The 25,302-nt window shown below is 72.6% G+C and carries 24 protein-coding genes; 14 read left to right on the plus strand and 10 right to left on the minus strand.

The genetic code is table 11. The annotated features are described in order from the left end of the window. Positions 1-235 precede the first annotated feature (235 nt). The 4 genes from FJ694_RS21700 to dbpA form a co-directional block, all read right to left on the minus strand. Positions 236-781, minus strand: coding sequence for a YfiR family protein (locus tag FJ694_RS21700; RefSeq protein WP_157269410.1), 546 nt, complete (start codon positions 779-781; stop codon positions 236-238). Beyond that, positions 781-2,832 (minus strand): TonB-dependent receptor plug domain-containing protein, encoded by a 2,052-nt coding sequence (locus FJ694_RS21705; protein ID WP_198320928.1) that lies wholly within the window; start codon positions 2,830-2,832, stop codon positions 781-783. Before FJ694_RS21705 ends, FJ694_RS21700 begins: the two co-directional genes overlap by 1 nt. Before the next feature lie 167 nt (positions 2,833-2,999). Further along, positions 3,000-4,928 carry an ABC transporter ATP-binding protein gene (locus FJ694_RS21710; protein ID WP_232540164.1) on the minus strand — a complete coding sequence of 643 codons (1,929 nt, stop codon included), beginning with the start codon at positions 4,926-4,928 and terminating at the stop codon, positions 3,000-3,002. Between the two features lie 43 nt (positions 4,929-4,971). After that, a complete protein-coding gene (gene dbpA, locus FJ694_RS21715; RefSeq protein ID WP_157269413.1) occupies positions 4,972-6,393 on the minus strand; it encodes an ATP-dependent RNA helicase DbpA in 1,422 nt (473 codons plus the stop codon). 102 nt (positions 6,394-6,495) lie between these two features. On the opposite strand from dbpA, the gene FJ694_RS21720 reads away from it, so the two are divergent. Together FJ694_RS21720 and FJ694_RS21725 are read left to right on the plus strand one after the other, a co-directional pair. Continuing rightward, positions 6,496-7,512: an LLM class flavin-dependent oxidoreductase gene (locus tag FJ694_RS21720; protein WP_157269414.1), complete on the plus strand. Its 1,017-nt coding sequence runs from the start codon at positions 6,496-6,498 to the stop codon at positions 7,510-7,512. Further along, the gene (locus tag FJ694_RS21725) at positions 7,509-7,763 is read left to right on the plus strand and encodes an RNA-binding S4 domain-containing protein (protein ID WP_375140245.1); all 255 of its coding nucleotides are present in this window, start codon (positions 7,509-7,511) and stop codon (positions 7,761-7,763) included. The genes FJ694_RS21720 and FJ694_RS21725 overlap by 4 nt, the downstream gene beginning before the upstream one ends. Positions 7,764-7,770: 7 nt before the next feature. On the opposite strand, the gene FJ694_RS21730 is transcribed toward FJ694_RS21725, so the two are convergent. Then, positions 7,771-10,014, minus strand: a complete 2,244-nt coding sequence (locus tag FJ694_RS21730) for a TonB-dependent receptor plug domain-containing protein (protein WP_198320929.1) — start codon at positions 10,012-10,014, stop codon at positions 7,771-7,773. A 117-nt stretch (positions 10,015-10,131) separates the two neighbouring features. Here FJ694_RS21730 and FJ694_RS21735 point away from each other — a divergent pair, with 117 nt between their 5' ends. Both FJ694_RS21735 and FJ694_RS21740 read left to right on the plus strand, forming a co-directional pair. Then, complete coding sequence (locus tag FJ694_RS21735) at positions 10,132-11,130, plus strand: Tim44 domain-containing protein (RefSeq protein WP_157269416.1); 999 nt, start codon at positions 10,132-10,134, stop codon at positions 11,128-11,130. Between the two features lie 25 nt (positions 11,131-11,155). Next, positions 11,156-11,707: a protein-tyrosine phosphatase family protein gene (locus FJ694_RS21740; protein ID WP_157269417.1), complete on the plus strand. Its 552-nt coding sequence runs from the start codon at positions 11,156-11,158 to the stop codon at positions 11,705-11,707. 119 nt (positions 11,708-11,826) lie between these two features. Here the strand turns inward: FJ694_RS21740 and FJ694_RS21745 are convergent, their stop codons facing one another. Continuing rightward, positions 11,827-12,039 (minus strand): cold-shock protein, encoded by a 213-nt coding sequence (locus FJ694_RS21745; RefSeq protein WP_157269418.1) that lies wholly within the window; start codon positions 12,037-12,039, stop codon positions 11,827-11,829. A gap of 261 nt (positions 12,040-12,300) precedes the next feature. Here FJ694_RS21745 and FJ694_RS21750 point away from each other — a divergent pair, with 261 nt between their 5' ends. Both FJ694_RS21750 and FJ694_RS21755 read left to right on the plus strand, forming a co-directional pair. Further along, positions 12,301-12,939: a pseudouridine synthase gene (locus FJ694_RS21750; protein WP_157269419.1), complete on the plus strand. Its 639-nt coding sequence runs from the start codon at positions 12,301-12,303 to the stop codon at positions 12,937-12,939. 57 nt (positions 12,940-12,996) lie between these two features. Further along, on the plus strand, positions 12,997-13,764 hold the full coding sequence (locus FJ694_RS21755) for an SDR family NAD(P)-dependent oxidoreductase (protein WP_157269420.1): 768 nt from the start codon (positions 12,997-12,999) through the stop codon (positions 13,762-13,764). Positions 13,765-13,786: 22 nt separating this feature from the next. Here the strand turns inward: FJ694_RS21755 and FJ694_RS21760 are convergent, their stop codons facing one another. Continuing rightward, positions 13,787-14,359, minus strand: a complete 573-nt coding sequence (locus FJ694_RS21760) for a 2'-5' RNA ligase family protein (RefSeq protein WP_157269421.1) — start codon at positions 14,357-14,359, stop codon at positions 13,787-13,789. A 169-nt stretch (positions 14,360-14,528) separates the two neighbouring features. Between FJ694_RS21760 and FJ694_RS21765 the strand changes: the two genes are divergently transcribed. Continuing rightward, positions 14,529-15,773 carry an MFS transporter gene (locus tag FJ694_RS21765; RefSeq protein WP_232540165.1) on the plus strand — a complete coding sequence of 415 codons (1,245 nt, stop codon included), beginning with the start codon at positions 14,529-14,531 and terminating at the stop codon, positions 15,771-15,773. 41 nt (positions 15,774-15,814) lie between these two features. Here FJ694_RS21765 and FJ694_RS21770 read toward each other — a convergent pair whose 3' ends face one another. Next, positions 15,815-16,558, minus strand: a complete 744-nt coding sequence (locus tag FJ694_RS21770; protein WP_157269422.1) for a 2OG-Fe dioxygenase family protein — start codon at positions 16,556-16,558, stop codon at positions 15,815-15,817. A gap of 31 nt (positions 16,559-16,589) precedes the next feature. Further along, complete coding sequence (locus FJ694_RS21775; protein ID WP_157269423.1) at positions 16,590-17,510, minus strand: ion transporter; 921 nt, start codon at positions 17,508-17,510, stop codon at positions 16,590-16,592. A 114-nt stretch (positions 17,511-17,624) separates the two neighbouring features. Here FJ694_RS21775 and FJ694_RS21780 point away from each other — a divergent pair, with 114 nt between their 5' ends. The 3 genes from FJ694_RS21780 to FJ694_RS21790 all read left to right on the plus strand — a co-directional run bounded on the left by FJ694_RS21780 (position 17,625) and on the right by FJ694_RS21790 (position 21,429). After that, positions 17,625-18,176, plus strand: a complete 552-nt coding sequence (locus FJ694_RS21780) for a YaeQ family protein (RefSeq protein ID WP_157269424.1) — start codon at positions 17,625-17,627, stop codon at positions 18,174-18,176. A gap of 73 nt (positions 18,177-18,249) precedes the next feature. Beyond that, positions 18,250-18,831, plus strand: a complete 582-nt coding sequence (locus tag FJ694_RS21785; RefSeq protein ID WP_157269425.1) for a DUF924 family protein — start codon at positions 18,250-18,252, stop codon at positions 18,829-18,831. 264 nt (positions 18,832-19,095) lie between these two features. Further along, entirely contained in the window at positions 19,096-21,429 is a 2,334-nt protein-coding gene (locus tag FJ694_RS21790) for an ATP-binding protein (RefSeq protein ID WP_157269426.1), read from the plus strand. 22 nt (positions 21,430-21,451) lie between these two features. Here the strand turns inward: FJ694_RS21790 and murB are convergent, their stop codons facing one another. Continuing rightward, complete coding sequence (gene murB / locus FJ694_RS21795) at positions 21,452-22,480, minus strand: UDP-N-acetylmuramate dehydrogenase (protein ID WP_157269433.1); 1,029 nt, start codon at positions 22,478-22,480, stop codon at positions 21,452-21,454. 52 nt (positions 22,481-22,532) lie between these two features. Between murB and FJ694_RS21800 the strand changes: the two genes are divergently transcribed. The 4 genes from FJ694_RS21800 to FJ694_RS21815 all read left to right on the plus strand — a co-directional run. Continuing rightward, positions 22,533-23,030 carry a YajQ family cyclic di-GMP-binding protein gene (locus FJ694_RS21800; protein ID WP_157269427.1) on the plus strand — a complete coding sequence of 166 codons (498 nt, stop codon included), beginning with the start codon at positions 22,533-22,535 and terminating at the stop codon, positions 23,028-23,030. Positions 23,031-23,301: 271 nt separating this feature from the next. Beyond that, positions 23,302-24,144 carry a CheR family methyltransferase gene (locus tag FJ694_RS21805; RefSeq protein ID WP_198320930.1) on the plus strand — a complete coding sequence of 281 codons (843 nt, stop codon included), beginning with the start codon at positions 23,302-23,304 and terminating at the stop codon, positions 24,142-24,144. Beyond that, positions 24,144-24,797, plus strand: a complete 654-nt coding sequence (cheD, locus tag FJ694_RS21810; RefSeq protein WP_157269429.1) for a chemoreceptor glutamine deamidase CheD — start codon at positions 24,144-24,146, stop codon at positions 24,795-24,797. The genes FJ694_RS21805 and cheD overlap by 1 nt, the downstream gene beginning before the upstream one ends. Positions 24,798-24,814: 17 nt before the next feature. Then, positions 24,815-25,302, plus strand: a 488-nt coding sequence (locus FJ694_RS21815) for a response regulator (RefSeq protein ID WP_157269430.1), incomplete at its 3' end; no start/stop codon positions are given.

Genomic DNA, 25,302 nt, shown 5'->3' on the forward strand with positions numbered 1-25,302 from the left:
CGGCGGCCGCCCGGGGCGGCGAACCGCGTATTGTGCAGTGCGGCAAACGCGCGGCCCGCCGCGCCAGATCAAGGCACGGCGCCCGGCCGGGAACAGGGCTCATGCGGAACGGACAAAAAAAGCCCGTTCGGGCTGAGCTTGCCGATGCCCCCCTGGCAGCGTCCCGAGCGCCTGCCCTTCGACAGGCTCAGGGCGAACGGGAGGATGGGTCTGACGGATAAGTCCGTTTCGTGTATCAGGGCCGGCGCGTGCTGTCCGGCGGCAGCGCCAGCTTCAGCAGCTCCGAGCCCAGGCGCAGCTGCGCACGCTGCGCGGCCTCCTGGTTGACCTCGAAGCGCAGCCGGTTGTCCAGGCGCACCAGGCCGATGACGCCGCCGGCGACGGCAAAGCCCGGCGCGTCGCCGATGCTCAGCTGCCCTGCGCCCACGCGCTGCGGCTCGAAGGTGTCGAGGAACAGCGCCTGGCACTCGCGCGTGCCCTCGTGGCGGCGCAAGGGCCGCAGCTGCAGCGGCCGGCCCCGGACCATGTCCACGCCCGTGTGCCGCAGCGCCGCCAGCAGCGGCTCGCGCGCGGCATCCACGCACAGCACCAGCGGCGCGCCGGCCTGGGTCCAGGTGCCCGCGGGCCACTCGGTCAGGCGCAGGAAATTGATGACGAACACCGCCTGCAGCTCCGACTCCTGCGCCGCCGGCGCGGCCTGGAGCGGCGCCGGCGCCAGTGCGGGCGCCAGCGCCAGCGCCACCGCGAGACGGCAGCGCAACCAGGTGGAGAGCCGGCGCATCAGAACCGCGCCTGCAGCCCGATGCCGAAGCTGCGCTCGATGCGCACCGGCTCGTACAGCCCGAAGTCGGGCATGACCTGCACGCGCGACCGGTGCAGCAGGTTGCGCCCGCTGAACGTGAGGTCCACCGTCGGCGACACGCGCCAGACCAGGTGCGCGTCGAGCTCGGTCAGCGCCGGCGTGTGGCTGTCGGGCCGTGCCGTCGTGCCGCGCTCGGCGTTGTGATGCAGCATCAGGTCCAGCGTGGTGTTGGCGTCGAGGTCGATGGAGCTGCGCAACTGGATGATCTGGCGTGGCGAGGCCTGCGCCGCCAGCGGCAGCGCATCGGCGGCGCCGTTGAAGCGCAGCCCGCTCCAGCTCAGCTGCTGGCGCCAGCCGGGCGTGATGCGCCAGTCCACCGCCACTTCCAGTCCGTTGGAACGCACGCTGCCCGTGCGCTGCTCGACCAGCGCCAGCAGGTGCGGCTGCGGCCGCGCCACGAACGTGGGCGCGCCCAGGCCGCTGTTGCCCAGCGCCGAGTTGCGGTAGCGGTTGGCAAAGGCGGCGACGTCCAGCGACAGCGTCGGGGACCACTGCGTGCGCCAGCCCGCCTCCAGCGCGTCCACGGTCTCGGCCGACAGCGCGCCGAAGGCGCCGCGCTGCGCGGCCACCAGCAGCGGCAGGCCGCCCGTGGACGCGCTCGGCGGCACGACGCCGAGCCCGCTGATGGCGTCGGCTTCCAGCCGCGAGGGCACGCGCACGGCACGCGACAGCGCGGTCCAGACGCTGGAGCTTTCGCTGAGGTTCCACAGCAGCCGCGCGCTGGGCTGCGGCGAGGTGCCGGTGAGGCTGTGGCGGTCGATGCGCCCGCCCAGCGTGAGCCGAAAGTGCTCGGCCAGCACGCGCTCATCCTGCACGTACAGGCCCCACTCCGTGATCGAGCGATAGGCGGGGTCGAAGCGCAGCAGCAGCGAGTCGGCGGGCGTGTTGAAGTCGCTGCCGGTCCAGCGCCCGCCGACGCCCAGGATCAGGTTGTGCCCGGGCCCCAGGCGCCAGTGGCCCCGCGCGTCGAGCTCGGCGCTGCGCCCGTGGTAGCGGCCAAGGCTGCCGTTGTCGAGCCGCGCCGCCGAGAGGCTGCCCTGCACCGCCAGATCCAGGTCGGGCGCGAGCGCGCGCTCGTAGGTCGAGCCCAGCGTGGCGCGCTCCACGCGCTGCGGCGCGGGAAGGAGCGTGCGGTAGGGCGGCACCAGCAGCGGCACTCGCCAGACAGCGCCGGATTCCGAGCGCACCACGTCGCCGCGCAGGCTCAGCCGCGCCCCCCGGGGCAGTTGCCAGTCCGCGCGCAGCCCGGCCGAGGTGGCGCGGGTGCGGTCGTTGGCCGGCGCCCCGGCGTCGGTGCGCAGCGCGCCGCTGCCCTCGCGCTGCGCGTACAGCCGCACGTCCGGCCCCGTGGCGTCGCCGGCGCCCCAGCCGTGTTCCAGCGTGAGCGCGTGCTCGCCGCGCGTGGCCGCGCGCGCCTGCACGCGCGTGCCGTGGGTGTCGGCCGCCGCGCGCGTGATGACGTTGACCACGCCGTTGACGGCGTTGGCGCCCCACACCGCGCCGGCCGGGCCGCGGATGACCTCGATGCGCTCGATGTCGTCCAGCGGCACGCGCTCGGCCTCCCACTGCACGCCCGAGAACATCTCCCAGTAGAGGCTGCGCCCGTCGATGAGCACCTGCAGCTTGTCGGCGTAGCGCCCGGGAAAGCCGCGCGCCGTGACGGCGTGGTACGCGCCCGACACCTGGGCCACGTCCATGCCCGGGGCCAGGCGCAGCGCCTCGGGCAGCGAGCGCGCGCCGGCGCGGCGGATGTCCTCGCGCGTGATCACGTGCACCGCCGCGGCCACGTCGCCCAGCGTCTGGGCACGGCGCGAAGCGGAGACGATCTCCACTTTCATCAGCTCTTCGAGGCCCAGCTGCAGCAGCGGCGCGAGCTCGGCACGGGCCGCGGGCGCGGCCAGCAGGCCGGCCGCCACCAGCAGCGACAGCCGCTGCGTCCCGCGGCGCGGGCGTTGGGTATGACAAGGCATGGAGGAAATGCGGTTCGGGACCATGTTTCGGCGCGGGGCCGGCAACCCCGCAGCATCGGCCATGGCGGCGCGCACTTGAGCGCGCGCGGCAACCTGTCACGCGCAAACAACGCACGAGCGTGAAATCCGGGCGGCCCGGACCGCCCGCGGTCCCGGCGCCGCGGCGCTCACAGCGCCGGGCGCGGCGCCTCTTCCTCGGCCTCGTCGGCGTCGCCGCTGCGCGGCACCACGCTGGCCTCGTCCTCGTCCTCGGCGATGAAGCCGCCGCTCTGGTGCGCCCACAGCCGCGCGTAGATGCCGCCGCGCGCCAGCAGGCTGCGGTGGTCCCCCTCCTCGACGATGCGGCCGCGGTCGAGCACGACCAGCCGGTCCATGGCGGCGATGGTGGACAGGCGGTGCGCGATGGCCACCACCGTCTTGCCCTCCATGAGCTTGTAGAGGCTGGCCTGGATGGCGGCCTCGACCTCGGAGTCCAGCGCGCTGGTGGCCTCGTCGAGCAGCAGGATCGGCGCGTCCTTGAGCATCACGCGCGCGATGGCGATGCGCTGGCGCTGCCCGCCCGAGAGCTTCACGCCGCGCTCGCCGACGTGGGCGTCGTAGCCGGTGCGCCCCGAGGCGTCGTGCAGGCCCTGGATGAAGTCGTGCGCCTCGGCGCGCCTGGCCGCGGCGAGCACCTGCGCGTCGCTGGCGTCGGGGCGGCCGTAGACGATGTTGTCGCGCACCGAGCGGTGCAGCAGCGAGGTGTCCTGCGTGACCATGCCGATCTGAGCGCGCAGGCTGTCCTGCGTGACCTGGGCGATGTCCTGGCCGTCGATGAGCACGCGCCCGCCCTGCACGTCGTAGAAGCGCAGCAGCAGGTTCACCAGCGTGCTCTTGCCCGCGCCGGAGCGCCCGACCAGGCCGATCTTCTCGCCCGGGCGGATGTGCAAATTGAAATCGTCGAGCAGCGGCACGCCGGCATCGCCGCCGGCGCCGGCATAGGCAAAGCGCAACTGCTCGAAGCGGATGTCGCCGCGCGCCACGCGCAGCGGCGGCGCGCCGGGCGCGTCCACCACCGTGCGCGAGCGGCTCAGCGTGTTGATGCCGTCCTGCACCGTGCCGACGTGCTCGAACAGGCCCGCCATCTCCCACATGATCCAGTGCGAGATGCCGTTCAGGCGCAGCGCCATGGCCGTGGCCGCGGCCAGCGCGCCGACGCTGGCCTGGCCTTGCAGCCACAGCCACAGCGCCAGCCCGGCGGTGCTGCCGATGAGCAGCATGCTCAAGCTGTGGTTGACGACCTCGAAGCCGCTGACCAGCCGCATCTGGCCGTGCACCGTGACCATGAACTCCTTCATCGCGCCGCGCACGTAGCCCGCCTCGCGCTGCGCGTGCGAGAAGAGTTTCACTGTCGCGATGTTGGCGTAGGCGTCGGTGATGCGGCCGGTCATGAGCGAGCGCGCATCCGCTTGCGCGCGCGAGACTTTCCCGAGCCGCGGCACGAAGTACCACAGCGCCAGCGCGTAGAGCACGACCCACACCAGGAACGGGCCGACCAGGCGCAGGTCGAACGCCCCCACGACGGCCACCATGGTGACGAAATAGATGGTGACGAAGACCAGGATGTCGCCCAGCGTGAACCAGGCCTCGCGCACCGCCAGCGCGGTCTGCATCACCTTGGCGGCGACGCGGCCGGCAAACTCGTCCTGGTAGAAGGCCAGGCTCTGCCCAAGCATGCGGCGGTGGAAATCCCAGCGCAGCCGCATCGGGAAGTTGCCCGCCAGCGTCTGGTGCTTGAAGGCGGTCTGCACCGCCACCACCAGCGGGCTGAAGGCGACGATGGCGGCCAGGCCCAGCAGCGTCCACTTCTCGCGCGCCCAGAGCTCATTGGGCGGCACGTCGGCGAGCCAGTCCACCATGCGGCCGAGCATGCCGAACAGCAGCGCCTCGAAGGCGCCGATGACGGCGGTGAGCAGCGTCATGCCCAGCAGCCACGGCCGCATGCCGCGCGAGCAGGCCCACAGGAAGGCAAAGAAGTTCTTCGGCGGCGCCGGCGGCGGACCTTCCGGATAGGGATCGACCAGGCGCTCGAAGAACGCGGCGAATGAGCGGAACAAGGGCATCGGTCTCCTGCGGTGGGGCGGGCGGTGGCGGCTGCGCTCAGGCGTCCTGCGGCGGGTCCTGCAGCAGCCGCAGCTTCACGCGCCGGCCCTTGAGCTTGCCCTGGGCCAGCCGCGCCACCACGGCGGCGGCCACCTCGCGCGCCACGGCGACGTGCGTGTGGTAGTCGCCGACGTGGATGCGCCCGACCTGCGCGCCGGCCAGGCCGCCCTCGCCGGTGAGCATGCCCAGCACGTCGCCGGGGCGGATCTTGTCCTTGCGCCCGCCCAGGATCTGCAGCATGTGCATCGGCGGCTGGAGCGGCCCGCCGGGCGCCTCGCGCAGCGCGTCGAGCTTCTCCCACTGCGACTCGCGCCCCTGCTGCTGCTCGATCAGGCCGACGCGGCCCATCTCGTCGAGCGTGGCCAGGTTCAGCGCCAGGCCCGGCGCGTCGGCGCGCCCGGTGCGGCCGATGCGGTGCACGTGCTGCTGCGCGTCGGGCGTGATCTCGACGTTGATGACCGCGTCCAGCCCCTCGATGTCCAGGCCGCGCGCGGCCACGTCGGTGGCCACCAGCACCGAGCAGGCGCGCCCGGCGAAGCGGATGAGCACCTGGTCGCGCTCGCGCTGCTCCAGCTCGCCGTGCAGCGCCAGCGCCTCGATGCCCTGCGCGCGCAGCACCTCCACCAGGTCGCGGCACTGCTGGCGCGTGTTGCAGAAGGCGATGCTGCTTTGCGGCCGGTAGTGCGCCAGCAGCTGCGACACGGCGTGCAGCCGCTCGTTTTCCGTGACCTCGAACCAGTGCTCGGCGATGCGCGCGGCCGCCTTGGGCTCGGCCACCTTCACTTCCCTGGGCTCGCGCAGGAAGCGCTGCGCCAGCTTGGCGATGCCTTCCGGGTAGGTGGCGGAGAACAGCAGCGTCTGGCGCTGCTTCGGGCACTTCGCGGCCACGGCGGCGATGTCGTCGAAGAAGCCCATGTCGAGCATGCGGTCGGCCTCGTCGAGCACCAGGGTGGTGAGCGCGTCCAGGCGCAGGTTGCCGCGCTCCAGGTGGTCCAGCAGCCGCCCGGGCGTGCCCACCACCACGTGCGCGCCGTGCGCCAGGCTCTCGGCCTGCGGCTTGATCGGGCTGCCGCCGCTCAGGTTCAGCGCCTTGACGTTGGCCTCGGCGCGCGCCAGGCGCCGGATCTGCTGCGTCACCTGCTCGGCCAGCTCGCGCGTGGGGCACAGCACCAGGGCCTGCACCTCGAAGCGATCCGTGTCCAGGCGCGTGAGCAGCGGCAGCGCGAAGGCAGCGGTCTTGCCGCTGCCGGTGCGCGCCTGCGCGATCAGGTCGTGCCCGGCCAGCGCCAGCGGCAGCGCCGCGGCCTGGATGGGCGTCATGGCGGTGAAGCCGAGTTGTTCAAGGTTGTCCAGCAGCGCGGGCGGCAGCGCCAGCCGAGCGAAACCCGGGCCGGCGGCGGAAATGCTTGATTCGGTCATTGGGTCGATTATCCGGAGCCCCCGGCGCCGCCATCCTGGCAAGGGCCTTGCCGGGACAACCCTGATGCCGCGGTAGATTGCGCGGCCTTGCAGGCTCCACCCATGAAACTTTCCGTTCTCGACCAATCCGTGTCCCTGGCCGGCGCCGGGGAAGACGCCGCGATCCGCGACACGCTCGACCTCGCCGTGCACTGCGAGGCACTGGGCTACGAGCGCTTCTGGTGCTCGGAACACCACAACCTGCACACCATCGTCGGCAGTGCGCCGGAGTTACTGCTGGCCGCCATCGCCGCGCGCACCACGCGCATCCGCCTGGGCAGCGCCGGCGTGATGCTGCCGCACTACTCGGCACTGAAGGTGGCCGAGCAGTTCCGGGTGCTGGACGCGCTCGCGCCCGGGCGCATCGACCTGGGCGTGGGCCGCGCCCCGGGCGGCGACATGCGCACCGCGCGCGCGCTCAACCCCAACGCCGCGGCGGCGGCGGAAGACTTTCCGCAACAGGTGCAGGCGCTGCAGGCCTGGGTCGGCGGGCAGCCGCTGCACGGCATCGCCGCGCACCCGCGCCCGCCGGAGAACGCCGGCCCGGAGCGCGCGCCGCAGCTGTGGGTGCTGGGCAGCTCGGACTACGGCGCGCAGCTCGCCGCGCACCTGGGGCTGCCCTACGCCTTCGCGTACTTCTTCATGGACGGCCAGGGCGTGGAGCAGGCGCTCGACCTCTACCGCTCGCTCTACCGCCCAAGCCCCCGGCACCCGAAGCCGCAGGCCACCATCTGCGTCTGGGCGCTGGTGGACGAAACGGATGAAGAGGCGCAGCACCACGCCCTGTCGCGCGAGCGCTGGCGGCTGGACCGCGAGCGCGGCGTGTTCGGGGCGCTGCAGCCGCCGGACGGGATCGCCAGGCGCGGCTTCAACGAGGTCGAGCAGCAGCGCCTGGTGCCGATGCGCCGGAAAGCCTTCGTGGGCACGCCGGCCGACGTGGGCGCGCGGCTGCGCACGCTGGCCGCGGCGCTGGAGCTGGATGAACTGGTGGTGAACACCTGGGCCTTCGACCCGGCCGTGCGGCGGCGCTCCTACGCGCTGCTGGCACGCGAATTCAACCTGGCCGGAGCGGCCCGATGAAGATGGAACAGATCGATTTCGAGCTGCGCGGCGAGTTCATCCCGCTGGATGCGCTGCTCAAGGCCACCGGCCTGGCCGACAACGGCGGCGCGGCCAAGGCGATGGTGGCCGCCGGCAAGGTGGAGGTGGACGGCCGGCAGGAGCTGCGCAAGACGGCCAAGCTGCGCGCCGGGCAGGTGGTGGCCATCGCGGGGGCGCGGGTGCGCCTCCTGGCGCCGGGGACGGGCCCGGGCGGCCAGGACGCCGCCTAGCGCTTGCTCAAAGCTTCATCTCCAGCCGCACCAGCCAGTCCACGTAGCTGCGGCTCACCGTCTGCGACGCCTCGCGCAGCGAGGCCGAGTCGTAGACGTTGCCGCGCAGCCAGTCGGGCGCGGAGAGGTTGGTCGCCGACACCCGCAGCGCCAGCGTGGGGCTGAAGGTCCACAGGCCATAGGCGTCGAAGGCCGGCTTGCGGCCCTGGATGTCGAGCTCGGTGGCCGACAGCCGCGTCACGTAGCCCGGCGTCCAGGCCAGGTTGGCGCCCAGCGTCAGCGGCACGGCGCGCAGCCTCCAGTCCGCGCCCAGGCTGGCCGTGCGGCCCGGCTGGCGCTCGACCCGGTTGTCCGGACCCGGCACGTCGTGCACGCGCGAGCGGAAGAAGCTCGCGCCGGCGCGCAGGTCCACCGCCGGCGCGCCGGCCAGCAGCACGCGCAGCGGGAACTTCGCCTCCAGCTCCAGCCCGCGCACCGTGGCGTCGCCGACGTTGTAGGGCCGGTTCACCCAGCGCGTGCCGGCGCCGGGCAGCGTCTCCAGCCGCGTCTCGTTGCGCACCAGGCCGCTGATCTCGCGCTGGAACACGCCCGCGCTGAGCAGCCCGGCGTTGCCGCCCAGGTAGTGCTCGTAGGTGAGGTCCAGCCCGGTGGCCAGCTCCGGGCGCAGCGCCGGGTTGCCGCTGCGGTCCGGGCTGGTGGGCGAGTTCAGCGTGCTGGGCACGACGCGGCCCAGCAGGCTGCCCAGCGTCAGCGCCCGGTAGCTGCGGGTGAGGCTCGCGCGCAGCTGGTCGCGGCCCTTGGGGTCGGGCTTCCAGACCGCGTGCAGCAGCGGGCTCCAGACGCTGGAGCGGTTGCTGCCCTGCTCGCCGTCGGGCCCGTCGCCGCGGGTCTCGATCGCTTCCCAGCGCAGCCCGGCGTGCGCGGCCCAGTGCGGGCTGATCTCCCACTCGTCCTGCACGTAGGCGGCAATGCGCTGCGAGCGGGCCTGCACGCCGTCGGCGAAGGCGGGAAAGCGCGGCACGCCGTCGAGCAGGTTGCTGCGCGTCTCCTCGCGCCGGATGCCTTCGAGCTCCAGCCCGGCCACGCCGCTGTGCGCATCGGCCAGCAGGGTGCTGGCCTTGACGCCGGCGCTCCAGCTGTCGTCCCGGCCCTGCGAGCGGTCGTCGTAGGTGCGCAGCAGGCGGCCGGTGGCGTCGCGCTCGGTGCGCCGGCTGTCGCTGCGGGATTCCCAGTGGCCCACGCTGGCGCGCCATTCCAGCCGCGTGCCGTCGGCCAGGCGCTGCGTGCGCAGCGCGCTCAGCCGGCCCAGGCCGAAGCGGCTGCCGCCCTCGGTGGCGGCGCCGGCCCAGGGCGCGCTGGCCGGATCGGAGGGCTGCGCCAGCACGGCGCTGCGGCGGCTGTCGTTGTCGGTCCAGAACATGACCGGCGTGAGCGTGAAGGCCTCGCCCTCGCCCAGGCGCCACTGCAGCCGGCCGTTAAGCCCTAGGCGCAGGCGTTCGTTGCGGGCGTCGGCGCCTTCCTCGCGCCGCAGCACGGGCTCGCCCACGGCCTCGCGCTCCAGGGTGGTGTCACTGTGCGCGCTGCCGCGCGTCTGCGTCGCGCTCAGCGTGAAGGTCCAGGACAGCGCGTCGGCGCTGCCGTTGCGCGTCCAGTTCAGGCCCGGGCTCCAGCGGCCATGCTCCAGGTTGGCCGACAGGCGCAGGTCGTTGAGGCGGCGGCGCACGCTGTCGCGCGTGACGATGTTGATGGTGCCGGCGATGGCGCGCGCGCCGGTCTCGGCGGTGGGCGCGCGCAGGATCTCGATGCGCTCGATCTGCTCCGGCGCCAGGGAGTCGATCTCGAAGCCCGGGGGCACGCGCTCGCCGTCGAGCAGGATCTGCGTGTAGCCGCCGCCCAGGCCGCGCAGGCGCGGGTTGCCGCCGCGCCCGGGCGCGCCGTCGAGCGTCACGCCGGGCAGCCGCCGCAGCACCTCGCCCAGCGTGGCGTCGCCGAAGCGCTCGATGTCCTCGCGCCCGACCACGGTCCTGGCCACCGTGGACTCGCGCCGCTCGCGCACGTCGCTGCCGCCGGCGCGGTCGCCGGTGATCTCCACGCGCTGCGGCGCGGCGTCGGTGGCGGGCGGTGGAGGCGGCGCCGGCGGCACGGCGGCGTTGGGCGCGGTCTGGGCCCGCGCGGCACCGGCCAGGCCGCAGGCCATGGCGGCAGCGGCGGCGAGAAGACCCAGGCGGTGGAAGGAAGGACGAAACGACATCGGGGACATCCCGAAATTGTCATTCACCCTTATTGGGGAACTTTGGGGTGCCCCCATCATTCAGAGCCACAAGGCCGGACCTTTGTCCGGATATCAGACCGAAGAGAGAGACCACACATGAGCAAGACGAGGACTGGACTGCTGGGTGCGCTGATGCTGGCCGTGGCGGCCGCATCGTTCACCCCCCTGGCGGTGGAAGCCAAGCGCCTGGGCGGCGGCAACTCGGCGGGCATGCAGCGCAGCACGCCGGATCGCAGCCCGCCGCAGTCGGCCCCGGCACAACAGGCCCCGGGCCAGCAGGCCACCGCGCCCGCGGCCGCCGCCGCACCGGCCGCCGCCGCCGCCGCGGCCACGCCCAAGCGCAACTGGATGGGCCCGATCGCCGGCCTGGCCGCGGGCCTGGGCATCGCCGCGCTGCTGAGCCACTTCGGCATGGGCGAGGCGGTGGCCAACTTCGTGATGATGGCGCTGATGGCCGTGGCGGCGATCTTCCTGATCCGCTTCCTGGTCAGCCGCTTCGCCGCCAAGAAGAACGGCGCGCAGCCGGCCTTCGCGGGTGCCGGCGCCGGTGCCGGCGCCAACTCCATGGCCTCGCCGTGGAACCAGCAGCAGGGCCTGAGCTCGCCGCTGCAGCGCCAGGCCGCCGAGCCCGCCGCCGCGCCGATGGGTGGCGGCTTCACCCCGGCCGGTGCCGGTGCCGCTGCCGGCGCGATGGCGCCCGCGGCCTACAAGCCGAACCTGCCCGCCGACTTCGACCAGGCGGCCTTCGAGCGCGCGGCCAAGATGATCTTTATCCGCATGCAGGCCGCCAACGACGCCGCCGACCTCAACGACCTGCGCCAGTTCACGACGCCGGAGCTGTTCGCCTCGCTGCGCCTGGACCTGCAGGAACGCGCCGGCAAGCCGCAGACGACCGACGTGGTGCGCGTGGACGCGCAGGTGCTCGACTGGGCCCAGGAGCGCGACCAGCAGGTGGTGAGCGTGCGCTACAGCGGCCTGGTGCGCGAGGAGCGCGACGCCCCGGCTGCCGACTTCGACGAGATCTGGCACCTGGTCAAGCCCAACGACGGCAGCCGCGACTGGGCCATCGCCGGCATCCAGCAGTACTCGCACTGAGCCTGGGACAAGGAGCGCTGAAGGCATGAGCAGTCCCGCCGGCATCTGCGCCAACCGCACGCCGCCCGCCGGCGCGGCGCGCGTGCTCGGCGGCGCCGCCGCGATCCTGCGCGGCGTGCCGCTGCCGCCCGGCGTGCCGGGCCGGCTGTGGCTGTCGGCCATGCCCGGGCGCTTCGAGCCGTTCAAGACCTTCCTGTCCGAGGCGCGGCGCCACCACGTCGGCCTGGTGCTGTGCCTGGCACCGCTGGACGAGCTGGCGGTGCTGTCGCCGGCCTACCGCACGGCCGTGACGCAGGGCACGCTGCCCTTCCGCTGGCTGAACCTGCCCATGCGCAACTACGGGCTGCCGCCGGACCTGCCGGACTTCCATGACGGCATCGCGCAGGCGGCCGGCGCGCTGCGCGCCGGCGACGCGGTGCTGCTGCACTGCGCCGCCGGCCTGGGGCGCACCGGCAGCGCCGCGGCCTGCCTGCTCAAGTCGCTGGGCCTGCCCACCGAGGAGGCGCTGCAGCGCGTGCGCGACGCCGGCTCCAACCCGCAGACCGCCCAGCAGACGGGGCTGGTGGAGCGTTTTTGAAGCGCTGAAGCGCTGAAACGGCGCCTCGAATCCCCGCCCCCCGGCATCCGCCGGATTTGCGGCGGACAAGAAAAAACGCGGCCCGCGGGCCGCGTTTTTCATGGGCGAAAGTCCCGTGCTTACAGCGGGCGGATCGCGGCGGCCTGCAGGCCCTTGGGGCCCTGGCGCACTTCAAATTCGACGCGCTGGTTTTCCTTCAGGCTCTTGAAGCCCTTGGCCTGGATTTCGCTGAAATGCGCGAACAGGTCCTTGCTGCCGTCGTCCGGGGTGATGAAGCCGAAACCCTTGCCATCGTCGAACCATTTGACGATGCCGGTCTGCTGAGTGCTCATGGAAATGCGAAACCTTGTTGTTGATCAAGAAACCCGGCCCGTGTTCCGCACGCGCCGGAACAGAAACCGTCAAGAAACGCATTTCGGAAACTCGAACCCAACCCGCCGGAGCGGGCCCGCGCCGATGTCCGCCAGGGACACCGCGCCTGCGGCAGAGGAAAGACCGGCAATAACGAACTTGGCAATCCTGTGCCGGGCATTCTACACAGCGACCCCGGCCGGTTTCGGGCGGTAAATCCGGCGATTTATGCTTGCGCCCCCATGGACGATATTTCCTTGCTGCACGCTGACGATTTCCTGCTCGTGCTCGACAAACCCGCCGGGCTGCTGGCCGTGCCCGGGCGCACCGAACCCGACTGCCTGGCCGCGCGCGCCCAGGCGCGCTTCGCCGACGCGCTGGTGGTGCACCGGCTGGACATGGCCACCTCCGGGCTGATCGCCATGGGCCGCGGCGCGGCGGCGCAGCGCAGCTTGAGCATCGCCTTCGCCGAGCGCCGCGTGCACAAGCGCTACGTGGCGGTGGTGGCGGGCCGGCTCGATGCGCCCGAAGGCGGCTGGGGCGAGATCGGGCTGCCGCTGCGCTGCGACTGGCCGAACCGGCCGCGGCAGATGGTCGATGCCGTGCAGGGAAAGCCGTCGCTGACACGCTGGCGCGTGCTCGGCCACGAGGACCGCGCGGGGGCCGCCACGCGCGTGGAGCTGGAGCCGGTGACGGGCCGCTCGCACCAGCTGCGCGTGCACCTGGCGGCGCTTGGGCACCCGATCCTGGGCGACGAGCTGTACGCGGCACCCGTGGACCAGGCGCGCGCGCCGCGGCTGCTGCTGCACGCGGCCGAGCTGGCGCTGCCGCACCCGGCGCACGGCGCGGTCCTGCGCTTCGCCAGTCCGGCGCCGTTCTGAACGAGGCGCCGGGCGGCGGCATCATGGCCGGCTGCTTTGACGCAACAAGGAGACGGCATGGCCGGCACGAATCGAATGGTCATCCTCACCGGCGCCTCGCGCGGCATGGGGCGCGCGCTGGCGGTGGCGCTGCTGAAGCGCGACGGCACGCGGCTGCTGACGCTGTCGCGCCGGCCCGACGCGGCGCTGGAGTCCGAGACGCACGGCGCCGGCACGACGCTGGAGCAATGGGCACTCGACCTCGCGCAGCCGGCAGCGGCGGCGCAGCGCCTCGAAGACTGGCTCCAGGCCCAGGACGGCGCGCCGGTGTCGGAGGTGGTGCTGGTCAACAACGCCGCGCTGCTCACGCCGCCGGGCCCGGTGGAAGGCGTGGATGCGGATCAGCTTTCAGCGGCGTTGCGCGTGGGGCTGGAAGCGCCGGTGCTGCTCACGCGCGCCTTCCTGCGCGCCACCGGGCCCTGGGGCGTGGCGCGCAAGGTGCTCAACATCTCCTCGGGACTCGGCCGCCGCGCCATGGCCGCCAGCGCGCCGTACTGCGCGGTCAAGGCGGGGCTGGACCATTTCACGCGAGCGCTGGCGCTGGACGAGACGCTGAAGCCCATGGGCGCGCGCGTGGTGTCGCTGGCGCCGGGGGTGATCGACACGGACATGCAGGTGCAGCTGCGCGGTGCCGACCCGGCGCGCTTCCCGGACCGCGAGCGCTTCGTGCAGCTGCGCGCGCAGGGCCAGCTCGACAGCCCGGAAGGCGCCGCCGCGAAGCTGCTGGCCTACCTGGAGCGGCCGGACTTCGGCGCGCAGCCGGTGGCCGACGTGCGCGACGCCTGAGCGCCGCCACCGGCGCCGGCGCTCACACCGCTTCCGCGGTCCGCAGCACCTTGTAGAAACCGCCCTCGGACTGCACCAGCGCCAGTTGCGCCAGGCGCCAGTGCAGCGGCGGCGGGTTGGTGGGCGTCTTGGCGCCCTGGGCCTGGCGCGCCAGCGTCAGGTGCGGGCGCCACGGGCGCGCCTCCAGTGCCACGCCGAGCTGGCGCAGCCGCAGGCCCAATTGCGCATGCAGCGACAGCAGCGACGGCGGCACCGCCTCGGGCTCCAGCACGGCGATGCCGCCGCGCCACAGCGCCGGGTGCGAGAAGGTTAGCTCCGCGGCCGTGAACGAGGCCGGCATGGCCTGCGCCAGCGGCTCGACCTGCGCCAGCGGCACCTCGCCGATGAAGTGCAGCGTCAGGTGCAGCTTGGACGCCGGCGTGGGCCGCGCCTGCGGCGGCCAGCGCCAGAGCTGCTGGTGTGCGCGCGCCTCCCAGCGCTGGGCATCGTCGGGCCACAGCCCGATGAAGAGACGGGCCTGGGCCCCGGCCGCGGCGGGGGCCGGTGCGGAAGAGTCATGGTCGGAAGGCACGGCGGATGCGGACAGCGTTGGCATGCCCCCTACCCTAGCCGGCCGGCGCCCCTGGCGTAAGCTGTTACGTCACATTTCCCTGCCTCTCGAAGGCGCTGCACCGGCTTCGCGCCGGTGCATCCGCTTTCAGGCGCTCCCTTTTCCGTTGCCGCTGCCGCGGGCCGACGCCGCGCGGCGCAGCCGTGCTGTTGCCATGACCGCCGTACCCGCTCCCGCCGCCGACGCGCCGCTGCCCTCGCTGCACTCCTTCACCTCGTTCATGCGCTTCTGGTGGGGACGGCTGGCCGGCACCACGGCGGCGCAGATGCTGATGGTGGCGCTGGGCTGGCAGATGTACGAGCTCACCGGCAGCGCCTGGGACCTGGGCCTGGTCGGGCTGCTGCAGTTCATCCCGGCGCTGGTACTGACGCTGCCCGCCGGCCACGTGGTGGACCGCCACGACCGCCGCCTGCTGCTGGCGCTCTGCCTGGGGCTGCAGCTGGTGGTGGGGCTGCTGCTGGCGCTGGGCTCGGCCGGCGGCTGGGTCGGCCGCGAGCTGATCCTGGGGCTGTCGCTGCTGCTGGGCGTAGCGCGCGCCTTCCAGATGCCCTCGCAGCAGGCGCTGGCGCCGACGCTGGTGCCGGCGGCCGTGCTGCCGCGGGCGCTGGCCTTCAGCTCCGGCGCGATGCAGGCGGCGGTGGTGGCCGGGCCGGCGCTGGGCGGCTTTCTCTATGCAGCCGGCGCCACGGTGGTCTACGGCGCGTGCGCGCTGCTGTTTGCCGTGGGCTGCGTGCTGATCCTGCGCATCACGCCGGTGGCGCGGCCGGCGCATCGCGAGCCGGCGAGCTGGACCACGATGCTGGCGGGCCTGCGCTTCATCTGGCAGCGCCCGGTGATCCTGGGCGCGCTGTCGCTGGACCTGTTCGCCGTGCTGCTGGGCGGCGCCACGGCGCTGCTGCCGATCTTCGCGCGCGACGTGCTGCACACGGGGCCCTGGGGCCTGGGCCTGCTGCGCGCCGCGCCCGCGGTGGGGGCGCTGGCGGTGTCGGTGTGGCTCACGCGCGCGCCCATCGAGCGCGGCGTGGGCCGCAAGATGCTGCTGGCCGTGGGCGTGTACGGCGTGTCGATGCTCGTGTTCGGCTGGTCGAAGAGTTTCGCGCTGTCCTTCGCGGCGCTGCTGGTGTCGGGCGCGGCGGACATGGTCAGCGTCGTGATCCGGCAGACGCTGGTGCAGCTGGACACGCCCGACGAGATGCGCGGGCGCGTGGCGGCGGCCAATTCCATCTTCATCGGCGCGAGCAACCAGCTCGGCGAGTTCGAGTCCGGCGCCACCGCCGCGGCCTTCGGCCCGGTGGGCTCGGTGGTGCTGGGCGGCTTCGGCACGCTGCTGGTGGTGGCGCTGTGGTTCCGGTTCTTCCCGGCCCTGGCCCAGCGCGAGACGCTGGCGACGCCGAAGTGACCTGGGCACGGCGGCGCGAGCGCTCGCGCCGCCCAGCCCTCTCACTCGTGCAGCGGGTCCTCGGGCCCCTGGAAGCCGCCGCGGCGCAGCGTCACCACCAGGGTGTCGCGCCAGCCGGCCTCGCCGTCGGGCTGGATCGGCGTGGTCTCGTGGATGACGCGGGTGTCGTCGAGCAGCAGCAGCGTGCCCGGCTCGCTCATCGTGAAGCGCAGGCCCTGCGGGCCGTGGACGTCGAAGACGCGCGACTCGCCGCCCTTGACGCCCTGGCGCTGCAGCAGCAGCACCGCCACGAGGTCCACGCCGTCGCGGTGCGCGCCTTCGGGCGTGGGCCGGCCGATGCCGTCGGTGGTGTCGATGCGGAAGGCGTGGGCCTCGACGTACCAGGGCTGCGCCCCGCGCAGCGCGTCGGCGCGGCGCGCCAGCAGCCGTAGCAGCGGCTGCCACAGCGGGTGCGCTTCCAGCGCCGGCTCCACCGGCTCGAACCAGCGCTCGATGCCGCCGTGCAGCGCGTTGTAGTCCACCGGCTGCCAGTGCGCGCGGTGCGGCACGGGCTGCACGCGCTCGCCGGTGACGACGTAGTTGGCGTGACGGCGCCGCCGGTAGCGGCCGCCGTCGCGCAGGTAGGCGTCGGGGGGCAGCCGGTCCCAGAACGGGCGCCAGGCGGACAGCGCGCCGGGCGCGGCATCGAGCAGCGACTGCAGCGCCTGCGGCGACAGCACCGCGTGGCCCTGGCTGCGCAGGACGTCGTCGAGCCGGGCGGGATCGGTGAAGGGCGGGGCCAGCATGGGAAGTACAACCTCGTGTCCGAAAAAGCCGTCAAGGATAGGGCGGCACCGCGCGGCCCTGGCCGGCGAAGTACGGCGGCAGCCTCTCGCCGCAGTCGCGGCAGAAGCGCGCCTCGGGGTCGTGGCCCTCGCTCAGGCACGCCGGGCAGGTGCGCGTGGTGGGCCGCACGCGGATGCGCTGGGCCGTGAACTCGGCGCTGACGATGCCCGTGGGCACGGCCAGCGTGCCCCAGCCCACGAGCATCATGGCCGAGGCGATGAAGCGGCCGAACTCGGTCTTGGGCGTGATGTCGCCGAAGCCCACGGTGGTCATGGTCGTGATGGCCCAGTACACCGACACGGGAATGCTGGTGAAGCCGTTGTCCGGGCCCTCGACCACGTACATCAGCGTGCCCATCACCACCATCACCAGCAGCACGAAGGACAGGAACACCAGGATCTTGCGCCGGCTCGCCACCAGGGCCCGGCCCAGCATGCCGTACTCCTCGACGTAGGCGCCGAGCTTGAGCACGCGGAACAGCCGCAGCAGCCGCAGCACGCGCACGTCGATGAGCGCGTGCAGCCCCGGCACGAGCAGCGAGAGGTAGGTGGGCAGGATGGCCAGCAGGTCGATGACGCCGAAGACGCTGCGCGCGTAGCGCAGCGGGTGCATCACGCAGGACAGCCGCGCCAGGTACTCGACCGTGAACAGCAGCGTGAAGCCCCACTCCAGGGTGTCGAAGAGCCAGCCCCAGCGCTGGCGGTAGCTGTCCACGCTGTCGAGCATGACCACCGCCACGCTGGCCAGGATGAGGCCGATGAGCACGAGGTCGAAGGCGCGGCCGGCGGGCGTGTCGGCCTCGAAGATGATGGTGTAGAGCTTGAGCCGCCAGCCGGTGAGCGGGCGGCCCAGCCGCTGCGCCTCGGACTGCGTGGCGGCTTCGAGCAGGGGATGGTGGCGGGACTGTTCCATGGGCATGGGCGCGATCAGGGCCGGATTTTCGGCTGTGGCACAGTCGCGCCCCGCTGTCCCAACGCAACCCCAAGCAGTTTCCCCGATGTCTTCCCGTCCCGCCGGAGCGCGCGCATGGCGCTGAAATCCACCATCTACAAGGCCCAGCTGCAGCTGGCCGACATGGACCGCCATGTCTACGCCGACCATGCGCTGACGCTGGCGCGCCATCCCTCGGAAAACGAGGAGCGGCTGATGATGCGCGTGCTGGCCTTCGCGCTGCACGTGGCCGCCGACGACGCGCACGGGCAGCTCGAATTCACCAAGGGCCTGTCCGACGCGGACGAGCCCGCGCTCTGGCACAAGGACCTCACCGGCCAGCTGCTGCACTGGATCGAGCTGGGCCAGCCCGACGAGCGCCGGCTGCTCAAGGCTGCCGGGCGTGCCGAGCGCGTCACCGTGATCTCCTACGCCGCCTCCACGCCGGTGTGGTGGGGCCCGCTCAAGGGCAAGCTCGCGCGCGCGTCCAACGTCACGGTGTGGCAGGTGCCGGCCGACCAGAGCCAGGCGCTGGCGGCGCTGGCGCAGCGCGGCATGAGCCTGCAGGTCACGGTCCAGGACGGCATCGTCTGGGTCGGCGACGGCCAGCGCTCGGTGCAGATCGAGCCGGTGAAGCTCACGGCCTGAGCGCGGGCCGCGGCGCCTGCAACACCTGCGGCGCCACAATCGCCGGCACCCTTCGCTTTCGAGAGTGCTGCCGATGACCGACCTTTCCGACGCCGCGGCCCGTGACGTGCTGGCCTTCTGGTTCGGCGACGCGCCCTTCGCGCCGCGGCCGCAGTGGTTCACCAAGGACGCCGCCTTCGACGCGCTGATCCGCGAGCGCTTCGGCGCGCTGATCGAAGCTGCGCTGCGCGGCGGGCTCGACGCCTGGCAGGCCGAGCCTGGATCGGCACTGGCGCGGCTGCTGCTGCTCGACCAGTTCACCCGCAATGCCTTCCGCGACACGCCACGCGCCTTTGCCGGCGACGCGCAGGCCCTGGCCGGCGCGCGCGACATGGTGGCGCGCGGCTTCGACCAGGCGCTGGCGCCCGTGCAGCGCGGCTTCGTCTACCTGCCCTTCGAGCACGCCGAGGATCTGCAGGCCCAGGAGGAAGGCCTGCGCCTCTTCGCCGCGCTGACGGCGGCCGACCCGGCGCAGGCCGACAGCGAGGCCTGGGCGCGCAAGCACCACGTGATCATCGAGCGCTTCGGCCGCTTCCCGCACCGCAACGCCGTGCTGGGGCGGGACTCGACGCCGGAGGAAATCGAGTTCCTGAAGCAGCCCGGGTCGCGGTTCTGAAGAGTAACCAATTGTGTTAGCCTGAGACGTTCCGCGGTGTGAAGCGCCGATCACACGCGCGCTGCGCAGGGCCGTGCCGGCCGTGCACCGGAAGGCGCACCGGTGGCGGCCATAATCGGCGGGTTGTGCACCGGCGCCGTGCACCTGGAGTACCCGAGCCTTGAGAGTCCAGAGTTGCTGTCTCACTTCTCCGGCCGGCGTTGCGACCCCGAGGGCGCCGCATCCCGTACCGATCCCGCAGCGCCCGCTGCGGGCGCTCATGCCGTGAACGCCTCGCCCTCGCGCAACAGCCAGCGCGTGCGGCTGGCTCGCTGGCTGGCCGTGGCGCTGATGCTGCTGGTGGGCGTGGGCATGGTGCAGTGGCACCAGCTGCGGCAATTGCGCGGCGTGGCCGACATGCAGGACGACGCGCTGCTGCTGGAACTGCAGCAGCTGCGCACCGACTACCTGGAGCTGCGCAGCCAGTGGCGCGCGCCGGTGGGGCCGCAAGCCCTGGGCGAGACGCTGCAGCAGCGTTATGAGACCTTCTCCGGCCGCGTCGCGCTGCTGGAGCGCGCGCAGCTGCAGTCACTGGTGGCGCGCCGGCCGGAGCTGGAGCACGCCGCGCGCATGCTGCGCGACTTCGTGGCCCGCGCCGACCTCTACCTGGGCCCGAACCCCAAGGCGCGGCTGGGCGAGGAATCGCACCGCGCGCTGCAGCAGGAGCTCGAAGCGCTGGACGACCCCATCGTCGCGCTGGCCGGGGCCAGCGGCCAGGAAGTGGCGGCGCAGATCGCGCAGCGCCAGGACGCCGTGGACGCGCATGGCCGCGTCGAGCTGCTGCTGACGACGCTGCTGGTGGTGGCCGTCGGCGCGCTGGCGCTGGCGCTGCTGCGCCAGCGCCGCATGCTCGACCAGCGCAGCGCCGGCGTGGAGCTGCTGGCGCAGCGGCTGCGCGAGGCGCGCCAGGAGTCCGAGGCCGCCAGCCAGGCCAAGAGCGCCTTCCTGGCCAACATGAGCCACGAGATCCGCACCCCCTTCCAGGGCCTGCTGGGCATGCTGGCGCTGCTGCGCGACACGCCGCTGGAGCCGCGCCAGCAGGAGTACCTGCGCACGGCCAACGAGGCGGCGGACCACCTGCTGTCGATCCTCAACGACATCCTGGACATGTCCAAGCTGGAGGCCGGCACGCTGGCGCTGCTGGCCGAGTCGGTGAGCCTGCGCGCGCTGGTGGGCGAGGTCGAGCAGGTGATGCGCCCGCGCGCCATGGCCAAGGGGCTGGCGCTGCGCGTGCACGTGGCCCCGGAGCTGCCCGCGGCGCTGGAGATCGACGGCACGCGGCTCAAGCAGGTGCTCACCAAGCTGATGAACAACGCCATCCAGTTCACCGACAGCGGCTCCGTGACGCTGCAGGTGCGCCTGGGCAACGTCAGCGGCACGCTGGAATGCGCCGTGACCGACACCGGCATCGGCATGGACGAGTACACGCTGAGCCGGCTGTTCCAGCGCTTCGTGCAGGCCGGCGGCCCGCGCCGCCAGGGCGGCACGGGGCTGGGTCTGGAGATCTCGCGCCACCTGGCGCGGCTCATGGGCGGTGACCTGCTGGTGCAGAGCAGCCCCGGCGCGGGCAGCACCTTCACGCTGGTGCTGCCGCTGGTGGAGGCGCAGGCACCGGCCGCGCTGGAAGCCGACGAGCGGCTGCCGGTGACGGGGCTGCGCGTGCTGGTGGCCGAAGACCACGAGATCAACCGCCGCTACCTGGGGGCGCTGCTGGACCGGCTCGGCCACCGCGCGCGCATCGTGCGCAACGGCGTGGACGCGGTGCAGGCCGTGGCCGAGCAGCGCTTCGACCTGGTGCTGATGGACCTGCACATGCCGGTGCTCGACGGTGCCGGCGCCACGCAGGCCATCCGCGCCCTGCCCGCCCCCGCCGGCCAGGTGCCCATCGTCGCGCTCACCGCCGACGCCCTGCCCGAAACCCGCCAGCGCTGCCTGGGCGCCGGCATGAACGACGTACTGACCAAACCCGTGACGCTGCAACAACTCGCCCAAGTCATGCGCCGCCAGGCGCACGCCCGCCAAGGCCACGGCGTGCCGGCCGAGGGCGGCGCTTCCGCCGCCGCGCCGGCCGCCCCGGCCGCTGCCGCCCCCGGCGCCGCCCCGGTGCTGGTGGACGAGGCCACCGCCAACGGCGTGGCGCAGGTGCTCTCGGCCGCCAACTACCGCTCGCTGGTGCAGCGCTACCTCGACGACCTGGCCGCGCAGCTGCCCGGGCTGAATGCGCAGGTGCAGTCGCTGCAGGACGCGCAGGCCGCGGAAGAGGCGGCCGCAGCCGGCGAGTCCGGCGTGGACCTGGCCGCGGCCGACGAGGTGCGCGCGCAGGCGCCGACGCTGCGCGCCGGGCTGCGCGAGGCCGCGCATGCGGCCAAGGGCGCCGCGCTCAACCTGGGGCTGCCCGGGCTGGCGCAGGCCGCGCTGGAGATCGAGAAGAGCGCCGCCGGCGCCGAGCCGGCCGCGCTGCTGGCCTCGCTGCAGCGCTGGGGCGCGCTGCTGCCGGCCACGCGCGAGGCGCTGCGGCAGTGCGGGCTGCTGGCCGCCGCGCCGGACGCGACGGTTTGAGGGAGGGTCGCCGCAAGGCGCCCTACACCACCACCGGCTCCGGCTCCAGCCGGATGCCGAAGCGGCCGTAGACGCTTTCCTGGATCGCGCGCGCCAGCGTCAGCACCTCCGCGCCGCTGGCGCCGCCGCGGTTGACCAGCACCAGCGCCTGCTTCTCGTACACGCCGGCGCGGCCGATGCTCTTGCCCTTCCAGCCGCAGGCGTCGATGAGCCAGCCCGCGGCCAGCTTGACGCGGCCGTCGGCCAGCGGGTAATGCACGATGTGCGGGTCGCGCCCGATGATGTCGCGGCACTGCTCGGCGCTGACCACCGGGTTCTTGAAGAAGCTGCCGGCATTGCCCAGCGCCGCCGGGTCGGGCAGCTTCATCTTGCGGATGGCACAGACCCAGTCCGCGATCTGGCGCGCGTCGGGTTCGCGGATGCCGGTCTCGGCCATCTTCTTTTCCAGGTCGATGTAGCCCAGCACCGGCTGCCAGGGCCGCGGCAGCCTGAAGCGCACGCGCGTGATGAGGCTCTTGCCGGCCAGGCCGGCGAAGCCGCCCTGCTTGAAGACGCTGTCGCGGTAGCCGAAGCGGCAGGCGCGGGCATCGAGCGTGACGCTGCGGCCGGTGACCAGGTCCACGGCGTCGAGCGATTCGAAGCGGTCCTTCAGCTCCAGGCCATAGGCGCCGATGTTCTGCACCGGCGAGGCGCCCACGGTGCCGGGAATCAGCGCCATATTCTCCAGCCCGGGCAGGCCGTGCGCCAGCGTCCATTCCACCAAGCCGTGCCAGCTCTCGCCGGCGCCGGCCTCGACGATGAAGGCGTCCTCGCGCTCTTCCAGCAGCCGGATGCCGGGGACCTCGACCTTGAGCACCAGCGCCGCCACGTCGCGCGTGAGCACCAGGTTGCTGCCGCCGCCCAGCACCAGCTTCTGCATGCGGCCCAGCTCGGGATGGTCGAGCATGCGGCGCACGTCGGCGTCGCTGCGGATGCGCACCAGCTGCCGCGCCAGCGCCGGCAGCCCGAAGCTGTTGTAGGGGCGCAGGCTCAGACCGCGCTCGATGGACAGGGATTGCTGCATGGCAGAATTTTCGCCGATCCCCTCTTTTACCCCTCCTCAAATGCCCAGTTTCGACACCGTCCTGCAGCCCGAGCTCGTCGAGGTGCGCAATGCCATCGACCAGGCCAACAAGGAAATCGGCACCCGCTTCGACTTCAAGGGCTCCGACGCGCGCGTCGAGCTCGCCGACAAGGGCAAGGACAAGGAGCTCACGCTCTACGCCGACAGCGACTTCCAGCTCGGCCAGGTCAAGGACGTGCTGCTGGCCAAGCTGACCAAGCGCGGCGTCGATGTCCGCTTCCTCGACGACAGCGCCAAGCCGGAAAAGATCGGTGGCGACAAGCTCAAGCAGCTTGTCAAGCTCAAGGCCGGCATCGACGCCGAGACGGCCAAGAAGATCCAGGCGCTCATCAAGCAAAGCAAGATGAAGGTGCAGGCCTCGATCCAGGGCGACACGGTGCGCGTCAACGGCACCAAGCGCGACGACCTGCAGGCCGCCATCGCGCTGCTGCGCAAGGACATCGACCTGCCGCTGAAGTTCGAGAACTTCCGCGACTGAGGCGCGCGAGCGCTTCTTCCCCCGCATCGTCAAGATGGCGCGTTTGTGAAATGCAGGGCGCGCCCACCGCTTCAAGGCTTCAGGCGGCGAGCGTCCGTGCCGATGAAGTGCAGGTCAGGAACACACCGGCGACCGCTGGCGTGAACTGAGCCGGCTTTCGGTGCCTTTGCTTGCCATCGGTCAAGCTTCAGGCGCCGGAAGATGGAGCACCCGCCCTCGGCTGCGTATCAAAATGCAACCAAATGCGGCCCGGACCTGCCTTGACCCTGCGATGAGCCTTTCCCCTTCTCCCGTGAGCGTGCAGCCCGAAGGCGAATTCGCCTTCGGCCATGCCGATTTCGAGCGCGTGCGCGAGCTGATCTACCAGCGCGCGGGCATCAGCCTGCACGCGGGCAAGCGCGCCATGGTCTACAGCCGGCTGTCGCGCCGGCTGCGCGAGACGGGCCACCGCAGCTTCAGCGCCTACCTGCAGGCGCTCGAAGCCGCGCGCGGCCCCGGCGGCGAGGACGAATGGCAGGAGTTCGTGAACTGCCTGACCACCAACCTCACCGCCTTCTTCCGCGAGGACCACCATTTCCACGCGCTGGCGCAGGAGCTGCGCGCCGGGCACGTGCAGCGCATCTGGTGCTGCGCCGCCTCCACCGGCGAGGAGCCCTATTCGCTGGCCATGACGGTGCTGGAGCACGCCGCGGAGCCGCAGCGCGTGCGCATCCTGGCCAGCGACATCGACACCAAGGTGCTCGCCACGGCGCAGCGCGGCGTCTACGACGTGGACGCGCGCGGCCTCAGCCCCGAGCGGCTCAAGCGCCACTTCCTGCGCGGCACCGGCCCCAACGCCGGGCGCATGAAGGTCAAGCCCGAACTGGCGCGGCTGCTGAGCTTCTTCGCGTTCAACCTGATGAGCCCGAGCTGGGACCTGGGCGAGCCCTTCGACACGGTGTTCTGCCGCAACGTGATGATCTATTTCGACGCCCCGACGCAGATGCAGGTGCTGCAGCGGCTGCACCGCGCCATGAAGCCCGGCGCCCTGCTCTACGTGGGCCATTCCGAAAACTTCGGCGATGCGCGCCAGCTCTTCAAGCTGCGCGGCAAGACCATCTACGAGCGCTTGTGATGCTGTCGCCCACGCCCCGCCCCGCGCTGTCGGGCAGCCTGCAGAGCACGGCCCGGCTGGAGCAGCTGCGCGCGCAGCAGCGCAAGCCCCACGAGGCCTCGTTCTTCTTCTACGACGCGCACTTCCGCCGCGAGGCGGTGAAGGTGCTGCCGGGCGAGTACTTCGTGCACGACCAGGACATCCTGATCATGACCACGCTGGGCTCGTGCATCGCCGCGTGCCTGTGGGACCGCGAGCGGCGCATCGGCGGCATGAACCACTTCATGCTGCCCGACGCCGGCGACGGCGCGCGCTACGGTCTCTACGCCATGGAGCTGCTCATCAACGAGCTCATGAAGCGCGGCGCCACGCGCGGCTCGCTCGAAGCCAAGGTCTTCGGCGGCGGCGCGGTGCTGGGCGCCATGACCACGCTCAACGTCGGCGAGCGCAACACGCGCTTCGTGCTCGACTACCTCAAGACCGAGCGCATCCCCGTCGTCAGCCAGGACGTGCTCGACGTGTGCCCGCGCAAGGTCTGCTTCGAGCCTGCCAGCGGCCAGGCCAAGGTCAAGCGCCTGGCTTCCAAGGCCGTGGGCGAGCAGCTGCTGGCCCAGGAGCGCAGCGCCGCGGCCAAGTCGGTGCCCAGCGACGCCGGCTCGATCGAACTCTTCTGACACCGGAATACACAGTCATGGCTTCAATTCGCGTGGTGGTGGTGGACGACTCGGCGCTGGTGCGCTCGCTGCTCAAGACCTTCATCGACCGCCAGCCCGACATGCAGTGCGTGGGCACCGCCGCCGACCCGTTCGCCGCGCGCGAGGTCATCCGCGAGCTCTCGCCCGACGTGGTGACGCTCGACATCGAGATGCCGCGCATGGACGGGCTGGAGTTCCTCTCGCGGCTCATGAAGCTGCGCCCGACGCCAGTGGTGATGGTCTCCACGCTGACCGAGCGCGGCGCCGAGGCCACGATGCGCGCGCTGGAGCTCGGCGCCGTGGACTTCGTGAGCAAGCCGCGCCTGGGTGTCTCCGAGGGGCTGAACCAGCTCGCCGAGGAGATCTGCGACAAGATCCGCGCCGCCGCGCGCTCGCGCATCCACCGCCGGGTGCAGACGGCGCCGGCCGCCGCCGCGGCGGCAGCGCCCGCGGGCACCGCAGCGGCGCACGGCACGGCCGGCGC

It is taken from the genome of Azohydromonas aeria (assembly GCF_009760915.1).
In the GTDB taxonomy this organism is placed as follows: Bacteria; Pseudomonadota; Gammaproteobacteria; order Burkholderiales; family Burkholderiaceae_C; genus Azohydromonas; species Azohydromonas aeria.

Coding starts and splice junctions, on each gene's coding strand:
- FJ694_RS21700 (WP_157269410.1), bottom strand. CDS start 781: ATGCGCCGGCTCTCCACCTGGTTGCGCTGCCGTCTCGCGGTGGCGCTG.
- FJ694_RS21705 (WP_198320928.1), bottom strand. CDS start 2,832: ATGCCTTGTCATACCCAACGCCCGCGCCGCGGGACGCAGCGGCTGTCG.
- dbpA (WP_157269413.1), bottom strand. CDS start 6,393: ATGACCGAATCAAGCATTTCCGCCGCCGGCCCGGGTTTCGCTCGGCTG.
- FJ694_RS21720 (WP_157269414.1), top strand. CDS start 6,496: ATGAAACTTTCCGTTCTCGACCAATCCGTGTCCCTGGCCGGCGCCGGG.
- FJ694_RS21725 (WP_375140245.1), top strand. CDS start 7,509: ATGAAGATGGAACAGATCGATTTCGAGCTGCGCGGCGAGTTCATCCCG.
- FJ694_RS21730 (WP_198320929.1), bottom strand. CDS start 10,014: ATGTCGTTTCGTCCTTCCTTCCACCGCCTGGGTCTTCTCGCCGCCGCT.
- FJ694_RS21735 (WP_157269416.1), top strand. CDS start 10,132: ATGAGCAAGACGAGGACTGGACTGCTGGGTGCGCTGATGCTGGCCGTG.
- FJ694_RS21740 (WP_157269417.1), top strand. CDS start 11,156: ATGAGCAGTCCCGCCGGCATCTGCGCCAACCGCACGCCGCCCGCCGGC.
- FJ694_RS21745 (WP_157269418.1), bottom strand. CDS start 12,039: ATGAGCACTCAGCAGACCGGCATCGTCAAATGGTTCGACGATGGCAAG.
- FJ694_RS21750 (WP_157269419.1), top strand. CDS start 12,301: ATGGACGATATTTCCTTGCTGCACGCTGACGATTTCCTGCTCGTGCTC.
- FJ694_RS21755 (WP_157269420.1), top strand. CDS start 12,997: ATGGCCGGCACGAATCGAATGGTCATCCTCACCGGCGCCTCGCGCGGC.
- FJ694_RS21760 (WP_157269421.1), bottom strand. CDS start 14,359: ATGCCAACGCTGTCCGCATCCGCCGTGCCTTCCGACCATGACTCTTCC.
- FJ694_RS21765 (WP_232540165.1), top strand. CDS start 14,529: ATGACCGCCGTACCCGCTCCCGCCGCCGACGCGCCGCTGCCCTCGCTG.
- FJ694_RS21770 (WP_157269422.1), bottom strand. CDS start 16,558: ATGCTGGCCCCGCCCTTCACCGATCCCGCCCGGCTCGACGACGTCCTG.
- FJ694_RS21775 (WP_157269423.1), bottom strand. CDS start 17,510: ATGGAACAGTCCCGCCACCATCCCCTGCTCGAAGCCGCCACGCAGTCC.
- FJ694_RS21780 (WP_157269424.1), top strand. CDS start 17,625: ATGGCGCTGAAATCCACCATCTACAAGGCCCAGCTGCAGCTGGCCGAC.
- FJ694_RS21785 (WP_157269425.1), top strand. CDS start 18,250: ATGACCGACCTTTCCGACGCCGCGGCCCGTGACGTGCTGGCCTTCTGG.
- FJ694_RS21800 (WP_157269427.1), top strand. CDS start 22,533: ATGCCCAGTTTCGACACCGTCCTGCAGCCCGAGCTCGTCGAGGTGCGC.
- FJ694_RS21805 (WP_198320930.1), top strand. CDS start 23,302: ATGAGCCTTTCCCCTTCTCCCGTGAGCGTGCAGCCCGAAGGCGAATTC.
- cheD (WP_157269429.1), top strand. CDS start 24,144: ATGCTGTCGCCCACGCCCCGCCCCGCGCTGTCGGGCAGCCTGCAGAGC.